The sequence below is a fragment of the Peribacillus sp. NJ11 genome (genome assembly GCF_030348405.1).
Classification (GTDB): Bacteria; Bacillota; Bacilli; order Bacillales; family DSM-1321; genus Peribacillus.
The window spans coordinates 329138-343188 of record NZ_JAUCFO010000001.1 but is presented as its reverse complement, the minus strand read 5'-3'; the positions used below and the strand labels follow the sequence as shown (position 1 = coordinate 343188).

10 protein-coding genes, 15 tRNA genes, 2 rRNA genes and 1 pseudogene are annotated in these 14051 nt (G+C 40.9%); 21 read left to right on the top strand and 7 right to left on the bottom strand.

Translation table 11 applies throughout. The annotated features are described in order from the left end of the window. The first annotated feature begins 3 nt into the window (after positions 1–3). The 19 genes and pseudogenes from QUF86_RS01720 to QUF86_RS01630 all read left to right on the top strand — a co-directional run bounded on the left by QUF86_RS01720 (position 4) and on the right by QUF86_RS01630 (position 6703). Positions 4–2936: ribosomal RNA gene (locus QUF86_RS01720) — 23S ribosomal RNA — on the top strand. Between the two features lie 119 nt (positions 2937–3055). After that, positions 3056–3171 (top strand): 5S ribosomal RNA (gene rrf, locus QUF86_RS01715). A gap of 9 nt (positions 3172–3180) precedes the next feature. Further along, positions 3181–3255, top strand: a tRNA-Asn gene (locus tag QUF86_RS01710). Between the two features lie 5 nt (positions 3256–3260). Then, positions 3261–3352: transfer RNA gene (locus tag QUF86_RS01705), tRNA-Ser, on the top strand. A gap of 10 nt (positions 3353–3362) precedes the next feature. Beyond that, positions 3363–3437: transfer RNA gene (locus tag QUF86_RS01700), tRNA-Glu, on the top strand. Positions 3438–3452: 15 nt separating this feature from the next. Then, a tRNA-Val gene (locus QUF86_RS01695) sits at positions 3453–3528 on the top strand. An 80-nt stretch (positions 3529–3608) separates the two neighbouring features. Next, positions 3609–3682, top strand: a tRNA-Met gene (locus QUF86_RS01690). 5 nt (positions 3683–3687) lie between these two features. Next, positions 3688–3763: transfer RNA gene (locus QUF86_RS01685), tRNA-Asp, on the top strand. A gap of 12 nt (positions 3764–3775) precedes the next feature. Further along, positions 3776–3851, top strand: a tRNA-Phe gene (locus tag QUF86_RS01680). Between the two features lie 7 nt (positions 3852–3858). Next, positions 3859–3934, top strand: a tRNA-Thr gene (locus tag QUF86_RS01675). 16 nt (positions 3935–3950) lie between these two features. Then, positions 3951–4034, top strand: a tRNA-Tyr gene (locus QUF86_RS01670). Positions 4035–4044: 10 nt separating this feature from the next. Next, positions 4045–4118: transfer RNA gene (locus QUF86_RS01665), tRNA-Trp, on the top strand. A 17-nt stretch (positions 4119–4135) separates the two neighbouring features. Then, a tRNA-His gene (locus QUF86_RS01660) sits at positions 4136–4211 on the top strand. A 38-nt stretch (positions 4212–4249) separates the two neighbouring features. Then, positions 4250–4324: transfer RNA gene (locus tag QUF86_RS01655), tRNA-Gln, on the top strand. A gap of 3 nt (positions 4325–4327) precedes the next feature. After that, positions 4328–4402, top strand: a tRNA-Gly gene (locus QUF86_RS01650). A gap of 8 nt (positions 4403–4410) precedes the next feature. Next, a tRNA-Cys gene (locus QUF86_RS01645) sits at positions 4411–4484 on the top strand. A gap of 8 nt (positions 4485–4492) precedes the next feature. Continuing rightward, a tRNA-Leu gene (locus QUF86_RS01640) sits at positions 4493–4573 on the top strand. Between the two features lie 141 nt (positions 4574–4714). Beyond that, positions 4715–5700 (top strand): annotated as a pseudogene (locus QUF86_RS01635) (tyrosine-type recombinase/integrase). A gap of 184 nt (positions 5701–5884) precedes the next feature. Beyond that, positions 5885–6703, top strand: a complete 819-nt coding sequence (locus QUF86_RS01630; protein ID WP_289333426.1) for a hypothetical protein — start codon at positions 5885–5887, stop codon at positions 6701–6703. A gap of 544 nt (positions 6704–7247) precedes the next feature. Here the strand turns inward: QUF86_RS01630 and QUF86_RS01625 are convergent. From QUF86_RS01625 to QUF86_RS01610, 4 genes are all read right to left on the bottom strand, one after another. Then, positions 7248–7406, bottom strand: a complete 159-nt coding sequence (locus tag QUF86_RS01625; RefSeq protein WP_289333425.1) for a hypothetical protein — start codon at positions 7404–7406, stop codon at positions 7248–7250. 709 nt (positions 7407–8115) lie between these two features. Next, the gene (locus QUF86_RS01620) at positions 8116–8403 is read right to left on the bottom strand and encodes a hypothetical protein (protein WP_289333424.1); all 288 of its coding nucleotides are present in this window, start codon (positions 8401–8403) and stop codon (positions 8116–8118) included. Positions 8404–8837: 434 nt separating this feature from the next. Continuing rightward, a complete protein-coding gene (locus tag QUF86_RS01615; protein ID WP_289333423.1) occupies positions 8838–9383 on the bottom strand; it encodes a DUF6241 domain-containing protein in 546 nt (181 codons plus the stop codon). An 840-nt stretch (positions 9384–10223) separates the two neighbouring features. Then, a complete protein-coding gene (locus QUF86_RS01610; protein WP_289317884.1) occupies positions 10224–10514 on the bottom strand; it encodes a hypothetical protein in 291 nt (96 codons plus the stop codon). A 597-nt stretch (positions 10515–11111) separates the two neighbouring features. On the opposite strand from QUF86_RS01610, the gene QUF86_RS01605 reads away from it, so the two are divergent. Continuing rightward, positions 11112–11423: a hypothetical protein gene (locus tag QUF86_RS01605; protein ID WP_289333422.1), complete on the top strand. Its 312-nt coding sequence runs from the start codon at positions 11112–11114 to the stop codon at positions 11421–11423. On the opposite strand, the gene QUF86_RS28875 is transcribed toward QUF86_RS01605, so the two are convergent. After that, on the bottom strand, positions 11367–11594 hold the full coding sequence (locus tag QUF86_RS28875; protein ID WP_483313944.1) for a hypothetical protein: 228 nt from the start codon (positions 11592–11594) through the stop codon (positions 11367–11369). The two genes, QUF86_RS01605 and QUF86_RS28875, sit on opposite strands and share 57 nt — an antisense overlap. A 273-nt stretch (positions 11595–11867) precedes the next feature. Here QUF86_RS28875 and glsA point away from each other — a divergent pair, with 273 nt between their 5' ends. Next, positions 11868–12818, top strand: a complete 951-nt coding sequence (glsA, locus tag QUF86_RS01600) for a glutaminase A (RefSeq protein ID WP_289333421.1) — start codon at positions 11868–11870, stop codon at positions 12816–12818. Between the two features lie 312 nt (positions 12819–13130). On the opposite strand, the gene QUF86_RS01595 is transcribed toward glsA, so the two are convergent. After that, the gene (locus tag QUF86_RS01595) at positions 13131–13325 is read right to left on the bottom strand and encodes a hypothetical protein (protein ID WP_063235353.1); all 195 of its coding nucleotides are present in this window, start codon (positions 13323–13325) and stop codon (positions 13131–13133) included. Continuing rightward, the gene (locus QUF86_RS01590) at positions 13312–13833 is read right to left on the bottom strand and encodes a tyrosine-type recombinase/integrase (RefSeq protein WP_289318480.1); all 522 of its coding nucleotides are present in this window, start codon (positions 13831–13833) and stop codon (positions 13312–13314) included. Before QUF86_RS01590 ends, QUF86_RS01595 begins: the two co-directional genes overlap by 14 nt. Between the last annotated feature and the right edge of the window lie 218 nt (positions 13834–14051).

The window sequence follows — 14051 nt, the reverse complement described above, 5'->3', positions numbered from 1 at the left end:
AACGGTTAAGTTAGAAAGGGCGCACGGTGGATGCCTTGGCACTAGGAGCCGATGAAGGACGGGACTAACACCGATATGCTTCGGGGAGCTGTAAGTAAGCTTTGATCCGGAGATTTCCGAATGGGGAAACCCACTGTTCGTAATGGAACAGTATCTTTACCTGAATACATAGGGTACTGAAGGCAGACCCGGGGAACTGAAACATCTAAGTACCCGGAGGAAGAGAAAGCAAATGCGATTTCCTGAGTAGCGGCGAGCGAAACGGAATTAGCCCAAACCAAGAGGCTTGCCTCTTGGGGTTGTAGGACACTCAACATGGAGTTACAAAGGAACGGGGTAAATGAAGTGATCTGGAAAGGTCCGTCAAAGAAGGTAAAAACCCTGTAGTTGAAACTTCGTTCCCTCCTGAGTGGATCCTGAGTACGGCGGGACACGAGAAATCCCGTCGGAAGCAGGGAGGACCATCTCCCAAGGCTAAATACTCCCTAGTGACCGATAGTGAACCAGTACCGTGAGGGAAAGGTGAAAAGCACCCCGGAAGGGGAGTGAAATAGATCCTGAAACCGTGTGCCTACAAGTAGTCAAAGCCCGTTAATGGGTAATGGCGTGCCTTTTGTAGAATGAACCGGCGAGTTACGATTTCATGCGAGGTTAAGTTGATAAGACGGAGCCGCAGCGAAAGCGAGTCTGAATAGGGCGAATGAGTATGAGGTCGTAGACCCGAAACCAGGTGATCTACCCATGTCCAGGGTGAAGTTCAGGTAACACTGAATGGAGGCCCGAACCCACGCACGTTGAAAAGTGCGGGGATGAGGTGTGGGTAGCGGAGAAATTCCAATCGAACCTGGAGATAGCTGGTTCTCTCCGAAATAGCTTTAGGGCTAGCCTCAAGATGAGAGTATTGGAGGTAGAGCACTGATTGGACTAGGGGCCCCCAACGGGTTACCGAATTCAGTCAAACTCCGAATGCCAAATACTTATTCTTGGGAGTCAGACTGCGAGTGATAAGATCCGTAGTCGAAAGGGAAACAGCCCAGACCACCAGCTAAGGTCCCAAAGTATACGTTAAGTGGAAAAGGATGTGGAGTTGCTTAGACAACCAGGATGTTGGCTCAGAAGCAGCCACCATTTAAAGAGTGCGTAATAGCTCACTGGTCGAGTGACTCCGCGCCGAAAATGTACCGGGGCTAAACGTATCACCGAAGCTGTGGATTGACACCATTAGGTGTCGATGGTAGGAGAGCGTTCTAAGGGCGTTGAAGTCAGACCGGAAGGACTGGTGGAGCGCTTAGAAGTGAGAATGCCGGTATGAGTAGCGAAAGAAGGGTGAGAATCCCTTCCACCGAATGCCTAAGGTTTCCTGAGGAAGGCTCGTCCGCTCAGGGTTAGTCGGGACCTAAGCCGAGGCCGAAAGGCGTAGGCGATGGACAACAGGTTGATATTCCTGTACCACCTATACATCGTTTGAACGATGGGGGGACGCAGAAGGATAGGGTAAGCGCGCTGTTGGATATGCGCGTCCAAGCAGTTAGGCCGGAAACGAGGCAAATCCCGTTTCCATTAAGGCGGAGCTGTGATGGCGAGGGAAATATAGTACCGAAGTTCCTGATTCCACGCTGCCAAGAAAAGCCTCTAGTGAGATGTAAGGTGCCCGTACCGCAAACCGACACAGGTAGGCGAGGAGAGAATCCTAAGGTGTGCGAGAGAACTCTCGTTAAGGAACTCGGCAAAATGACCCCGTAACTTCGGGAGAAGGGGTGCTTTTTAGGGTGAATAGCCCGGAAAAGCCGCAGTGAATAGGCCCAGGCGACTGTTTAGCAAAAACACAGGTCTCTGCGAAGCCGCAAGGCGAAGTATAGGGGCTGACACCTGCCCGGTGCTGGAAGGTTAAGGGGAGAGGTTAGCGCAAGCGAAGCTTTGAACCGAAGCCCCAGTAAACGGCGGCCGTAACTATAACGGTCCTAAGGTAGCGAAATTCCTTGTCGGGTAAGTTCCGACCCGCACGAAAGGTGTAACGATCTGGGCACTGTCTCAACGAGAGACTCGGTGAAATTATAGTACCTGTGAAGATGCAGGTTACCCGCGACAGGACGGAAAGACCCCGTGGAGCTTTACTGCAGCCTGATATTGAATTTTGGTACAGCTTGTACAGGATAGGTAGGAGCCTGAGAAGCCGGAGCGCTAGCTTCGGTGGAGGCGTTGGTGGGATACTACCCTGGCTGTATTGAAATTCTAACCCGCGCCCCTTATCGGGGTGGGAGACAGTGTCAGGTGGGCAGTTTGACTGGGGCGGTCGCCTCCTAAAGAGTAACGGAGGCGCCCAAAGGTTCCCTCAGAATGGTTGGAAATCATTCGTAGAGTGTAAAGGCACAAGGGAGCTTGACTGCGAGACCTACAAGTCGAGCAGGGACGAAAGTCGGGCTTAGTGATCCGGTGGTTCCGCATGGAAGGGCCATCGCTCAACGGATAAAAGCTACCCCGGGGATAACAGGCTTATCTCCCCCAAGAGTCCACATCGACGGGGAGGTTTGGCACCTCGATGTCGGCTCATCGCATCCTGGGGCTGTAGTCGGTCCCAAGGGTTGGGCTGTTCGCCCATTAAAGCGGTACGCGAGCTGGGTTCAGAACGTCGTGAGACAGTTCGGTCCCTATCCGTCGCGGGCGCAGGAAATTTGAGAGGAGCTGTCCTTAGTACGAGAGGACCGGGATGGACGCACCGCTGGTGTACCAGTTGTCTTGCCAAAGGCATAGCTGGGTAGCTACGTGCGGACGGGATAAGTGCTGAAAGCATCTAAGCATGAAGCCCCCCTCAAGATGAGATTTCCCATGGCGCAAGCTAGTAAGATCCCTGAAAGATGATCAGGTTGATAGGTCAGAGGTGGAAGCGTGGCGACATGTGGAGCTGACTGATACTAATAGATCGAGGACTTAACCAACGCTTTTTAAAAAATGAAATACCTTCTTATTATCTAGTTTTGAAGGAATGAAAATTTCTTCTTGCATTTTTTCGAAAAGATGTTATAATAATATATGTCTTGAAAAAATGTTAACATTGTTTGGTGACGATAGCGAAGAGGTCACACCCGTTCCCATTCCGAACACGGCAGTTAAGCTCTTCAGCGCCGATGGTAGTTGGGGGTTTCCCCCTGTGAGAGTAGGACGTCGCCAAGCTTATATTGTTCCGCAGTAGCTCAGTGGTAGAGCATTCGGCTGTTAACCGAACGGTCGTAGGTTCGAGTCCTACCTGCGGAGCCATTATTGGAGAGCTGTCCGAGTGGCCGAAGGAGCACGATTGGAAATCGTGTAGACGGGTAACCCTGTCTCAAGGGTTCAAATCCCTTGCTCTCCGCCATTTTATACCTGGCCCGTTGGTCAAGCGGTTAAGACACCGCCCTTTCACGGCGGTAACACGGGTTCGAATCCCGTACGGGTCACCATTTAGATAACATATTGGAGGATTAGCTCAGCTGGGAGAGCATCTGCCTTACAAGCAGAGGGTCGGCGGTTCGATCCCGTCATCCTCCACCATTTTCAATAAAGATCAGATTGTTTCTGCATTGAAACGTTCAACACGAAAATCTGATGCATAATAGCAACATTATTAACGTCGCGGGGTGGAGCAGTCCGGTAGCTCGTCGGGCTCATAACCCGAAGGTCGCAGGTTCAAATCCTGTCCCCGCAATCTATGGTCCCGTGGTGTAGCGGTTAACATGCCTGCCTGTCACGCAGGAGATCGCGGGTTCGATTCCCGTCGGGACCGCCATTTTTATTGTTTGGCTCAGTAGCTCAGTCGGTAGAGCAAAGGACTGAAAATCCTTGTGTCGGCGGTTCGATTCCGTCCTGAGCCACCATAGTAGTGCCGGTGTAGCTCAACTGGTAGAGCAACTGACTTGTAATCAGTAGGTTGGGGGTTCAAGTCCTCTTGCCGGCACCATGTTTCATCCATATGCGGAGGGGTAGCGAAGTGGCTAAACGCGGCGGACTGTAAATCCGCTCCTTCGGGTTCGGCAGTTCGAATCTGCCCCCCTCCACCATCTTTCTAACAGGGGTATAGTTTAAAGGTAGAACAGAGGTCTCCAAAACCTCCAGTGTGGGTTCGAGTCCTACTACCCCTGCCAATTTAAATCCTATAATGGCGGTTGTGGCGAAGTGGTTAACGCACCTGATTGTGGTTCAGGCATTCGTGGGTTCGATTCCCATCAGTCGCCCCATTTTTTATTAAATCATGGTATAATGAATACAACGTTAATGGGCTATAGCCAAGCGGTAAGGCAACGGATTTTGATTCCGTCATGCGAAGGTTCGATCCCTTCTAGCCCAGCCATATGCGAAAGTAGTTCAGTGGTAGAATACAACCTTGCCAAGGTTGGGGTCGCGGGTTCGAATCCCGTCTTTCGCTCCAAAAACGTTGGCGGCATAGCCAAGCGGTAAGGCAGAGGTCTGCAAAACCTTTACCACCGGTTCGATTCCGGTTGCCGCCTCCAACATACATGCCGGTGTGGCGGAATTGGCAGACGCGCACGACTCAAAATCGTGTTCCTCTGGAGTGCCGGTTCGACCCCGGCCACCGGTATCATGAAAAACGTTAATGAACGTTGAGTTAAAAGGATTCTTACAGAAAATGTAGGAGTCCTTTTTTCGTTGTCTACATACGATTTTCTCCGAAATAATCTGATTCATATAATCGTGCGACCTGTCAAAGGAGAATCAATATTTGATGAGGCGTACCAACGATTTAACCCCTGTTGAAATTGCTAAAATCCATGTGAATAGAAAGTCTGATGCAATAGACTTCAAAACCGCTCTAGAACGCTTCCTTGATGACTGTGAAATAAGGAATTGTCGTTCACAAACCATCCAATATTATAAAAATGAGTTGGCAGTTTTCTATAAAATCCTTAGAGAACAAGATATTGAGGTCAATCTAAAAGGCTTAGTATCAGATCATATAAAACAAAATGTCATTCGTTATATGAAAAGGAAAAACTGTAAAACAGTAACCATAAATACGCGATTAAGAGCGATAAGAGCATTCTTCAATTTCCTTGTTAGGGAACGGCTAATAACGAAAAAACAAAATCCTATGAGTGAAGTAAAATTACTTAAGGATAGGAAGTACGCTGTTCCTACATATACAAACGATGAACTTAACCTTCTCTTTAAACAACCTAATCAAAAGAAATTTACTGGCATCAGAGACTTAACAATCATGATGCTACTGCTTGAAACAGGTATAAGGGCATCTGAATGTATAGGAATTAATATCAAAGACATTGATTTTTCAAGATCCAGATTATTGATTCAAAACACTAAAGGATATAAACAACGTTTTGTACCAATTCAAGACAAGATGAAAAATCAACTTCAACGATTCCTTACAATTAGAGGATTGTTGGAACACGATTATCTGTTTGTAAATATAGACAATGATCCATTAACGAAAAGACAGATGCAATCACAAATATTAAAATATGGACGGGCTTTTAATGTGAGAGCAACATGTCACAAATTCAGGCATACTTTCGCTCGTTTATCTGTAGAGGGTGGAGCTGGCATATTTGAACTACAGGCAGTTTTAGGACATACCTCAATGGAAATGGTTAAGCATTATGTTAATTTGTTTTCTGATGACGTTGTAAAAAACATAAAGAATTTTCACCAATTGAGAATCTAAATAAAAAGGTGATAAAGAATCAATAATTAAACAAAAAAAAAGACTGCTGGTACTCGACATACCGGCAGCCTGTTGCAAATTGCACAGAGAATGCAATAAGCCTCAACCTATTGTAATTGTATGGGATTTTTCGTAAAAAATCAAACATCCCATGCTTATTTCTCTGTGCCTTTCAATCTGTTCAAACGTTCTTATAAGGAGAGAATAGGCATGAAGTCAGGAAGAATTGAAGATTTTAAGCATTTATCAAAATTTCGTGATACAAAAGATTTTAATAATCATATAGAACAATGGATGATCGATATTAAAGACCAGTTTACCAAGTCGGAACTAGTCGCTTTGAAACGTCTTATTCGCTATGCTTGCAAGTTTGCTGGTGTATCGAATGCTAAGATACAAACAATAGTAGCCGCTACTCATAAGGACACTATCGGCATTTCAAGAAGCACGTTTGAACGAATGTTACGCAAAGCAAAGAAACTGGGAATAGTTAAAATTCAAAATACAAAGCGTGGTAACTTTCAGGGCCACAACGTATATACATTCTTGCCTTATCCTTCAAAAGAAGAGGAAATAAAAGAATCGTATTTAAATGAAGTAGTTAATCCTGAGAATACTGAAGGAGCAATAAAAACTACTATTCTTTCTAAAACTAACAACCATGATATAAATAAACGTATTGAGCAGATTGATTCAACATTTACAAATGAATCTGTTCCTAAAACATTCAAGAACCTTGCAAAGTGTTTCTTTGACGATGCTAATACAATTGAATCATACTGGAACAGGGTACAAATAGCAGCTTGGCGGAATAGCTGTGAACAGAATGCGGATCAAGTATTAGACGTTGCTATTGTTAGCTTTAAGCAGCTAATCGGAAAAATGAAACGTTCAAGGGTACGGGATGCTTTCGGTTATTTCTATGGAATCTTAGACAAGAAATTTAACAATCTGTTTTACGATGAACTTTTTAAACTTGCTATCCAGGATAGGGGGGGAAGTGATAACTCGTTAGTAAGTAGTTGTTAAGTTGTTAGTAATGAGTATCCTTGCTGCTTCTATGTGGTGAAGGCAATCGATAATTCGATTTAATAACTCGTTACAAATGCTCTCTGGATGCCTTTACCAGAATGGAATGAAAGGAGGGAGCAAGCAAGGTTAACACTTTAATCACTGGCGGCTTAACAGTTGCGGAATTTTTTTAAAGGCTTTGTTAAAGATTAATGTTGATTTTTGAACAAATAAAAAAGACCACCTATAAGTGGTCTTCTCTAGTACATCCTTAATGAACTAACGCACCCGTTAGTTTAAGTGTATCTCTTCACAAACTTGTCCTTTTTCACTTCATTTATTACACGAATGCTGCCCTTTCTAGTAACATTAGGTTAATAATCCATTGTCTGTTTTACTTATGGTTTTGTTATAAAAAGGCCGAGTAAAGGAGTAATCTTGATTTCTTATGCCACTAACGGGCAGGATAGTGGCATAAGAAGAACGACTTTTTCAAATCGCTCCTAAAAAGTTCATCCCTTTAAGCTCACCTTTTTGAATGCCTTCAAATAGACCCTATACGTTACTGTACCATCCATTTTCCACACGTCATACTTAACATACGTGGATCAGTTTTAGCATATTCTGCAATCACTTGTTCAATCATATCTTGGTCAGAGTTACACGCTATGAATAGTGTTTCTTTGGAGTGATAATCAAGCATTTCTAACATAAATCCCATTTTCAACACCTCCCAAATTAACTACAGACTAATCATAAATTACTGGAAAGTTTGAAATTATACCAAAATGTTACATTATTTCAACAAAACTTATCTAAGTTTAGGGGTGTCTATACATTTTTTTTGAAAAGGGCATATCATAAACAGAACAATCTAAATAAAAAGGAGTTGCTCAAATGTATAATATAAATGTAAGAAGACCTCAGCGTCATGCTATTATTGGATTCTTAAGTGAACTTGGTCCGACACAAATCCCACACTATCATTTGAATGGTTTCGTTTATTATCCATATTATAGTGGATATGGTTATTACGATCCGTATTATAGTTACTATGGATAATGTTCTTAATTTCAACAAAACAAAAATAACCCATTACTGGATGCCCATAAAAGATTTAATATGGTAAATTTCTATCTTGATTCGTTTCTTCAATGATTTTTTTTAGATTCACGGAAAAAAATTTTAACCTTCTTAGGACACGATTCAACAATAGGTTTCCTCTTTGAAGAAATTGAAGCTGAGTACATTAATGAAATAGAATGAATTTTTATTGGGGGCTATACTTATACAGTTTCGTTAGGCTTAACTTGATTAAAGAGTTAAGCCTTTTCTTATTGAAGTAACTACGCAGTTTAAATCAAGGAAATTTTGGCTGTGTTGAACTGTCGTAATTTTTACATTTGAAGAAGAATATACACAATGATAATTTACTTTGTTCTCACCTCTCTTTTTGTTAATACATTTGTTAATTTGTCAATTTGCTGTTGCATTTTTTCAAGCTTCTCATCTAATTCTTTTTGATCTTGTTTTTCTTTTTCTGAATCAATGATTGCCTCATCCATAGAAGTTAAAATTGCTAATGTTGCAAGACCGTCTGCAATAGTGGTAAGAATAGCAGCTGTTAGCCCAAGTCTGAGACTAGGACTTATTGGCGATTGTTCATTTTGTTCTGACTTTGTTTCATTTTGTTCTGACTTTGAATAGGTGTTATTCATACAATTGCTCCCCTCATTCGACAATGTTAGAAAAGTTCAAATTAAAACTTATGTTCAAGGTTTTTTTGTAATACATTTTCTTGCAATATTGCTTACCTTGAATAGGTATAGTCATTTTTAATAAAAAACCCCGGCCAAAAATCCCCACAATCGCCAATAAAAGGAGCCAATTACTCCTAATAAGTTTTAAGGGGTTACTTACATTTAAGTTATGTTCCACATAGGTAAATGACACAGTTTTTTTAAGAGTAGCTTTGCACTACTCTAAGAGCTAAATAAAAAAGAGGACAGCCGTCATTGGCCGTCCTCTTCTTTGTGTTCATCTATTTAGCTGTACTAAAAATCCGCGAATCAAATTTTTACTTTGGGGGTTGGCGAAAATAGTCCCTATTGTTTTGATTAATAAAATACTCGATGGGCTCGATTTTTAATGACTATTGAAAGTTTTCTTTTACAAATTCTGCTTCTTGTTCAGGAGTAAGAACTCCGGTAGCTTTACCAACATTTCCATTTTGAGCACCCCAAAGGTAATTGTGGTCCTCCACTATATTGTCGAAGTTTCCTTCTTTCCAGTTTCCTGCGATTCTCAGCAATTCTCTTTTAAGTGTGAAGCCGATGTCGCTGTCTTTAATAAATTCATAAACTGCATTGATGTTTTTAGGAGTCATCTCAAGGTTGTACCATTTTTCTTCAGAAACTACTTTTTGATGAGTCATACTATGCATAGTTTTCATAACGTCTTCTGCAGTTGAAGCTGGGCCAAGACCTAGTTCATATAGAACTTGTTCATTTTCTGAAGTTTGTTCTTCCAAATCTTTATCTTTCTTAATTTTCCCCGTAACATCCATAACAGCAATATCGGTATTTGGTTCATTATGCGTTGCTTCATACTTTTTAGCATTCTGCTGTATTGTTATTACCACTGCAAGAACTGCTGCAGCAACTATCATTGAAACCATTGACCATCTAAATTTATTCATGATAAGTTCCTCCGAGTCATAGTTCGATTATTCACTCATTTCAGTTGCATCCTTTTATGGATAAGCTAACCATTATGATATTAACATAAAATATTAATAAATAATCTTAAACTATTAAGTAACCATATATAGAAATATAATTTTTTATTGAAACCAATACAGAGTATCCTGAGACTACTGTTGACTATATGAACAGGCGATACGTCCGTGTAAGTAGAAAAAGCGACCGCAATTCAATTGGTCGCCTTTCTTCTATTATATAGTGCGACGACACTCATTTGCATATTTCGACATTTCCCAGTATACTATCGTTAATCTGATACAGTCGTACGCGACGGTGGAATCCGTCTGATTTGCCGAACAATCTAACGCCAATGGTGACGGCGTTTTAACGGATATATTTAACGTGGATACTTTCCGCACGACTCAAAATCGTGTTCCTCTGGAGTGCCGGTTCGACCCTGGCCACCGGTATCACCAATAGCGAAGGATCGCTATTACATTAAGCTTCACACTTAATTGTGTGAAGCTTTTTTGTGTTTATCAGCACTATAAAATATGTACAAATAATTTGAATAGTGGTAGTTGTGCAATGAATATGCAGGAAAGTGGATTAAAAGTAACGACCATTAATTCAAGACTGCGAGTGATAAGGAGTTTCTTTTATTTTCTCCACAGATCAAAAACATAAAAATGATCCAATGGTGAATGTAAATTTATTTGCCACAGATATTGCAGAGAGTCATAAAAGATATAGTTTAAAGAACCGTTGCTCTTACGAAAAAAAAACGAATGGGTCAAAGAGCACTAGCTCTACCATTCGTTCCGAAAACAATGATTTCAGATTTCAATATTCATAGCAGTTAGCTCTGCTTCCGTATAGCCAGCAGAGGAAAGTGCAATTTCAATTTCTTCAGCAGCCTTATAATCAAATAATTTAAATTTAGACATTAATGCGAAAGCATTTTGATTTTCAATTGCCAGAGCAACAGCTTCCACGTCTTGTAGTAACTTCAGGTCTTCAATGTAGAATTGAGCGGTCCTCATCGCTAAATACTCATTCAGTGTAGTTGAACTGTAGAAAAGTCTTGTTAAAGTAGCGATTGCGTTAGGAACGAAAATCTTATTCATAATTATCCCTCCGTTATTCTCAATATTCTGTCATTTAAGTCACTATAAGTATGAGTCACGATTAAAATGTTGTCAATCTTTATCTTTTGAGCAATTTTACTCACTAGATGAAAGTACATCTGTACTCAAATTGGGTAAATAGAAAATAGGCGACATTACCAAAGGTAAAAAACATTTCACCGATGAGTACGAAGTAAGCAAATGTATGTTGCTGAGTTTACGAAGTGAATCAAATTACATGGGACATGTTGATTCAAGTTCGATTGCTCGGCTACATACAAAAAACGACCTGAAGGAAAGGGTCTCAGGCTCGATCATAACAAGTTGGATAGAAGAGATACATGTTATTACTTCCTTCCAATTACTTTATTTTACAAATGGGAATGGTCGACCATGGGCCAAAAGTTTGGCAAGGCATGAGTAAAGAAGAATACCGATAAATAAAATATTTAGAGGAGCATAAATACTAAAAAAGACAACTCGATTTTGAGCTGTCTTTTTTTAAAAATCGAGAAAAAAGCCAGTGCCACAAGTGACACGATAAAGTCGAATGTTTTAGATTTCTTTATAAATTCTTTCATTGATGAGATCCTTTCTGTGTTCGGTAATTTCAAAGAGCTTATGATACAGCAAATCCTTAGTAACTGTGAAGAAGTCGGGCTTCCACATTACGTAGCTCTCCAGATGAAACACTATCAGCCACAATTATCTGCAAGGTTCTCGTTGCTGTCATTCGTTTGTCTGGATGCTTCAATTGTAGATGCTGTTGTATCGATTGGAAAAGTTCATTATTTTCTGGCCGGTTGGCGTTATAGATTTCTTGTAAACTCTTCGCTTTTTCCATGGCTTTTCCTACTTTCCATCAAGTGTGAAATACATATGAAAGCTTATGCGATAATATCCGTATAGTCTATATTTCCGTCTGAGTGCTTTTATTTCCTTCTTTTTTTCAATTAAATCTTCTTTTAAGAAAAGTGAAGTTTCTCCTGATTCTTTAAAAGGAGTTAGCTTACCCGTCTTACGGCTTGACCGTTGCCGTTTATATGTCTTTTTCTTTGTCTTTAACACGACAAAAGTAATTCAGAACCGTGTGCCTCTAGATTAGGGAAGTATGGTAAGACGTTGTGACCTTACAAAGGATGAATTAAAATCAGTAAACGAAAATGATAGATGAAGAAAGCATTTGAAAATTTAGAGAAAGTTATTTAAGAAATCTAAGGCCAAGGAAAGCAGCTCTTGTAACCTTACCTGCTTCGTAGTTTTATAAATAATATCGATAAAATATGGTAATAAATAATAAAACCACTAGCTAAGAACACTACACATGACAAATTTTCTAAGGGGCGGCAAATTGTGAACAATAAGGGATGTCAATGCAGGTCCAATGAAGAATTACAGCAACTGGTTTATGAGGCAAAAAAATATACAAATAAGGGAACAGTGGCAGACTATATACCGGCTCTTGAAAAGGCTAACCCTGGGGATTTATCGGTTGCTATTTACTATCCTGACGGAAAAGGATATTGTGCGGGGGATGTAAGTGGTAAAATGACCCTGCAAAGCATATCGAAAGTTTTGACACTTGCTCTGGTATTAATGGAAAAAGGGGAGGAATATGTCTTTTCCTATATAGGAAAAGAACCCACCGGCGACCCATTTAATTCGATTGCCAAGTTAGAGACAAACAAGCCATCCAAGCCGTTAAACCCGATGATCAATGCAGGAGCATTGACTGTAACCCACATGGTTGCAGGTGACAGTGTAAATGAGCGATTTCAGCGTATTTTACATTTTATCCGGGAGTTGACGCAAAATCCTACTATCGGGTTTAATGAAGAAGTTGCCCGGTCAGAATACAATACAGCAGATTTAAATAGGTCGTTAAGCTATTTTTTAAAGCAGCATAATGTAATAAATGGGGATGTGGAGGACTTAATCGAGTTGTATTCGAAGCAGTGTGCCATTGAAATGGACAGTCAGGATTTGGCGAGGATAGGCTGTGTGCTGGCCATGAATGGGAAAGATTTGCTGACGGGAAAGCAAATCATCCCCGGGGACGTTGCCCGTATTTGTAAGACATTCATGGTTACTTGCGGCATGTATAACGCATCAGGTGAATTTGCCATTAATGTTGGCATACCGGCTAAAAGCGGTGTGTCAGGAGGAATCATGGGGGCCGTACCGGGAAAATGTGGAATTGGGATTTATGGTGCAGCGCTGGATGAGAAGGGGAATAGCGTTGCCGGGATAAAAATCTTGGAAATGATGGCGAAAAAGTATTCCTTAAGTATGTTTAATCTGTAAACATTGACACTATTACCGATGAGTCGGATGATATTAATCAATTTATTTTTATACGAAAGTGTCTGGAGTTAAAGATTGTTTCGTTATCATACGGCTTATGAGAGTCTGAGAAGAGAGAGAATGAAGCTTGGAATAGAGCTTTTTCGTTATGTAGGGGTCTTTCAGGATTTCAGGAAAGGAAAATGCCTGCCAGATGCGATTGGAACAGTGGCATTTTTCAGTGAGATTCAGTCTAGATCCTTACAGAAACAAAGCATATACTTTCACGGCAAAAAAAAGACCTCTGCACATAAGGGCAAGGTCTTAAGCTGATTATAACAAGTTGGAGAAAAGAGATACTTTTTTATATAAAGCATTTACCTCTTTATTTCGATGTTCCCCGATTTCATTTCTTAGCTGGCCTTCCATATCTGTCATTAAATCAGCTAATTTCAATGCCTTCTGTCTGTCGGAAATATTGCTGCGAATGATATATTCATATTTTGCATTGTATTCAGTCAGTGACATTTCTTCCGTCCTCCCATAGTACAAAGTCATTTAAGCTGTCATCTGTTCCTTCATTAGCAATCCCAATGTACTTAAGTGTAATTTCAGGGTGTGAATGGTTAAGGATCATTTGTAAATCAGTAAGGTCCTTACTTCGTTTATAGAACCAGTACCCGAATGTTTTCCGCATGGTATGGGTACCGACGTTCTCGATGTCTACCATGTCTGCTGCTTTATTAAGTTGCCTGTAGGCTTGTATCTTACTTATAGGCTTATCGCCCTTGCGTGAGGGGAATAGCCATTCACCATCAATGGTGGCTATATAGGCGGCCAATTCATTGCATACAGTATTAAGCTGTATGATTCTTGGTTTCTTTGTTTTGCCTTCCTTGATGGTGACCTCCATCTTGCCTTTAATATCCTTTATCTTCAACGATAATAGATCAGACACACGCATGCCGGTATTGATGCCTAACAAGAACAATATGTAGTCTCTCTCGCTGCAATGTCTTTTCAATGACCATTTCATATCATCTAATTTTTCCAATGATCTGATTGGTTGGACGTCAATTAAATGTTCTTTTGGCAAATGTGATCACCCTTATTTCACGCTAATGGAATCAGTGTTTTGAATGTATACTTTTTTATTAATTTAAGAGTAACACTGAAAAAGGATGGAAGTCAATGTGAGGAGTATATTGATGGCAATGTATTCGGTGGTGTAGGGGGAGGTTAAGATATCGGGAC

Coding starts and splice junctions, on each gene's coding strand:
- QUF86_RS01615 (WP_289333423.1), bottom strand. CDS start 9,383: ATGAATAAATTTAGATGGTCAATGGTTTCAATGATAGTTGCTGCAGCA.
- QUF86_RS01630 (WP_289333426.1), top strand. CDS start 5,885: ATGAAGTCAGGAAGAATTGAAGATTTTAAGCATTTATCAAAATTTCGT.
- QUF86_RS01590 (WP_289318480.1), bottom strand. CDS start 13,833: ATGAAATGGTCATTGAAAAGACATTGCAGCGAGAGAGACTACATATTG.
- QUF86_RS01595 (WP_063235353.1), bottom strand. CDS start 13,325: ATGTCACTGACTGAATACAATGCAAAATATGAATATATCATTCGCAGC.
- QUF86_RS01610 (WP_289317884.1), bottom strand. CDS start 10,514: ATGAATAAGATTTTCGTTCCTAACGCAATCGCTACTTTAACAAGACTT.
- QUF86_RS01620 (WP_289333424.1), bottom strand. CDS start 8,403: ATGAATAACACCTATTCAAAGTCAGAACAAAATGAAACAAAGTCAGAA.
- QUF86_RS01625 (WP_289333425.1), bottom strand. CDS start 7,406: ATGGGATTTATGTTAGAAATGCTTGATTATCACTCCAAAGAAACACTA.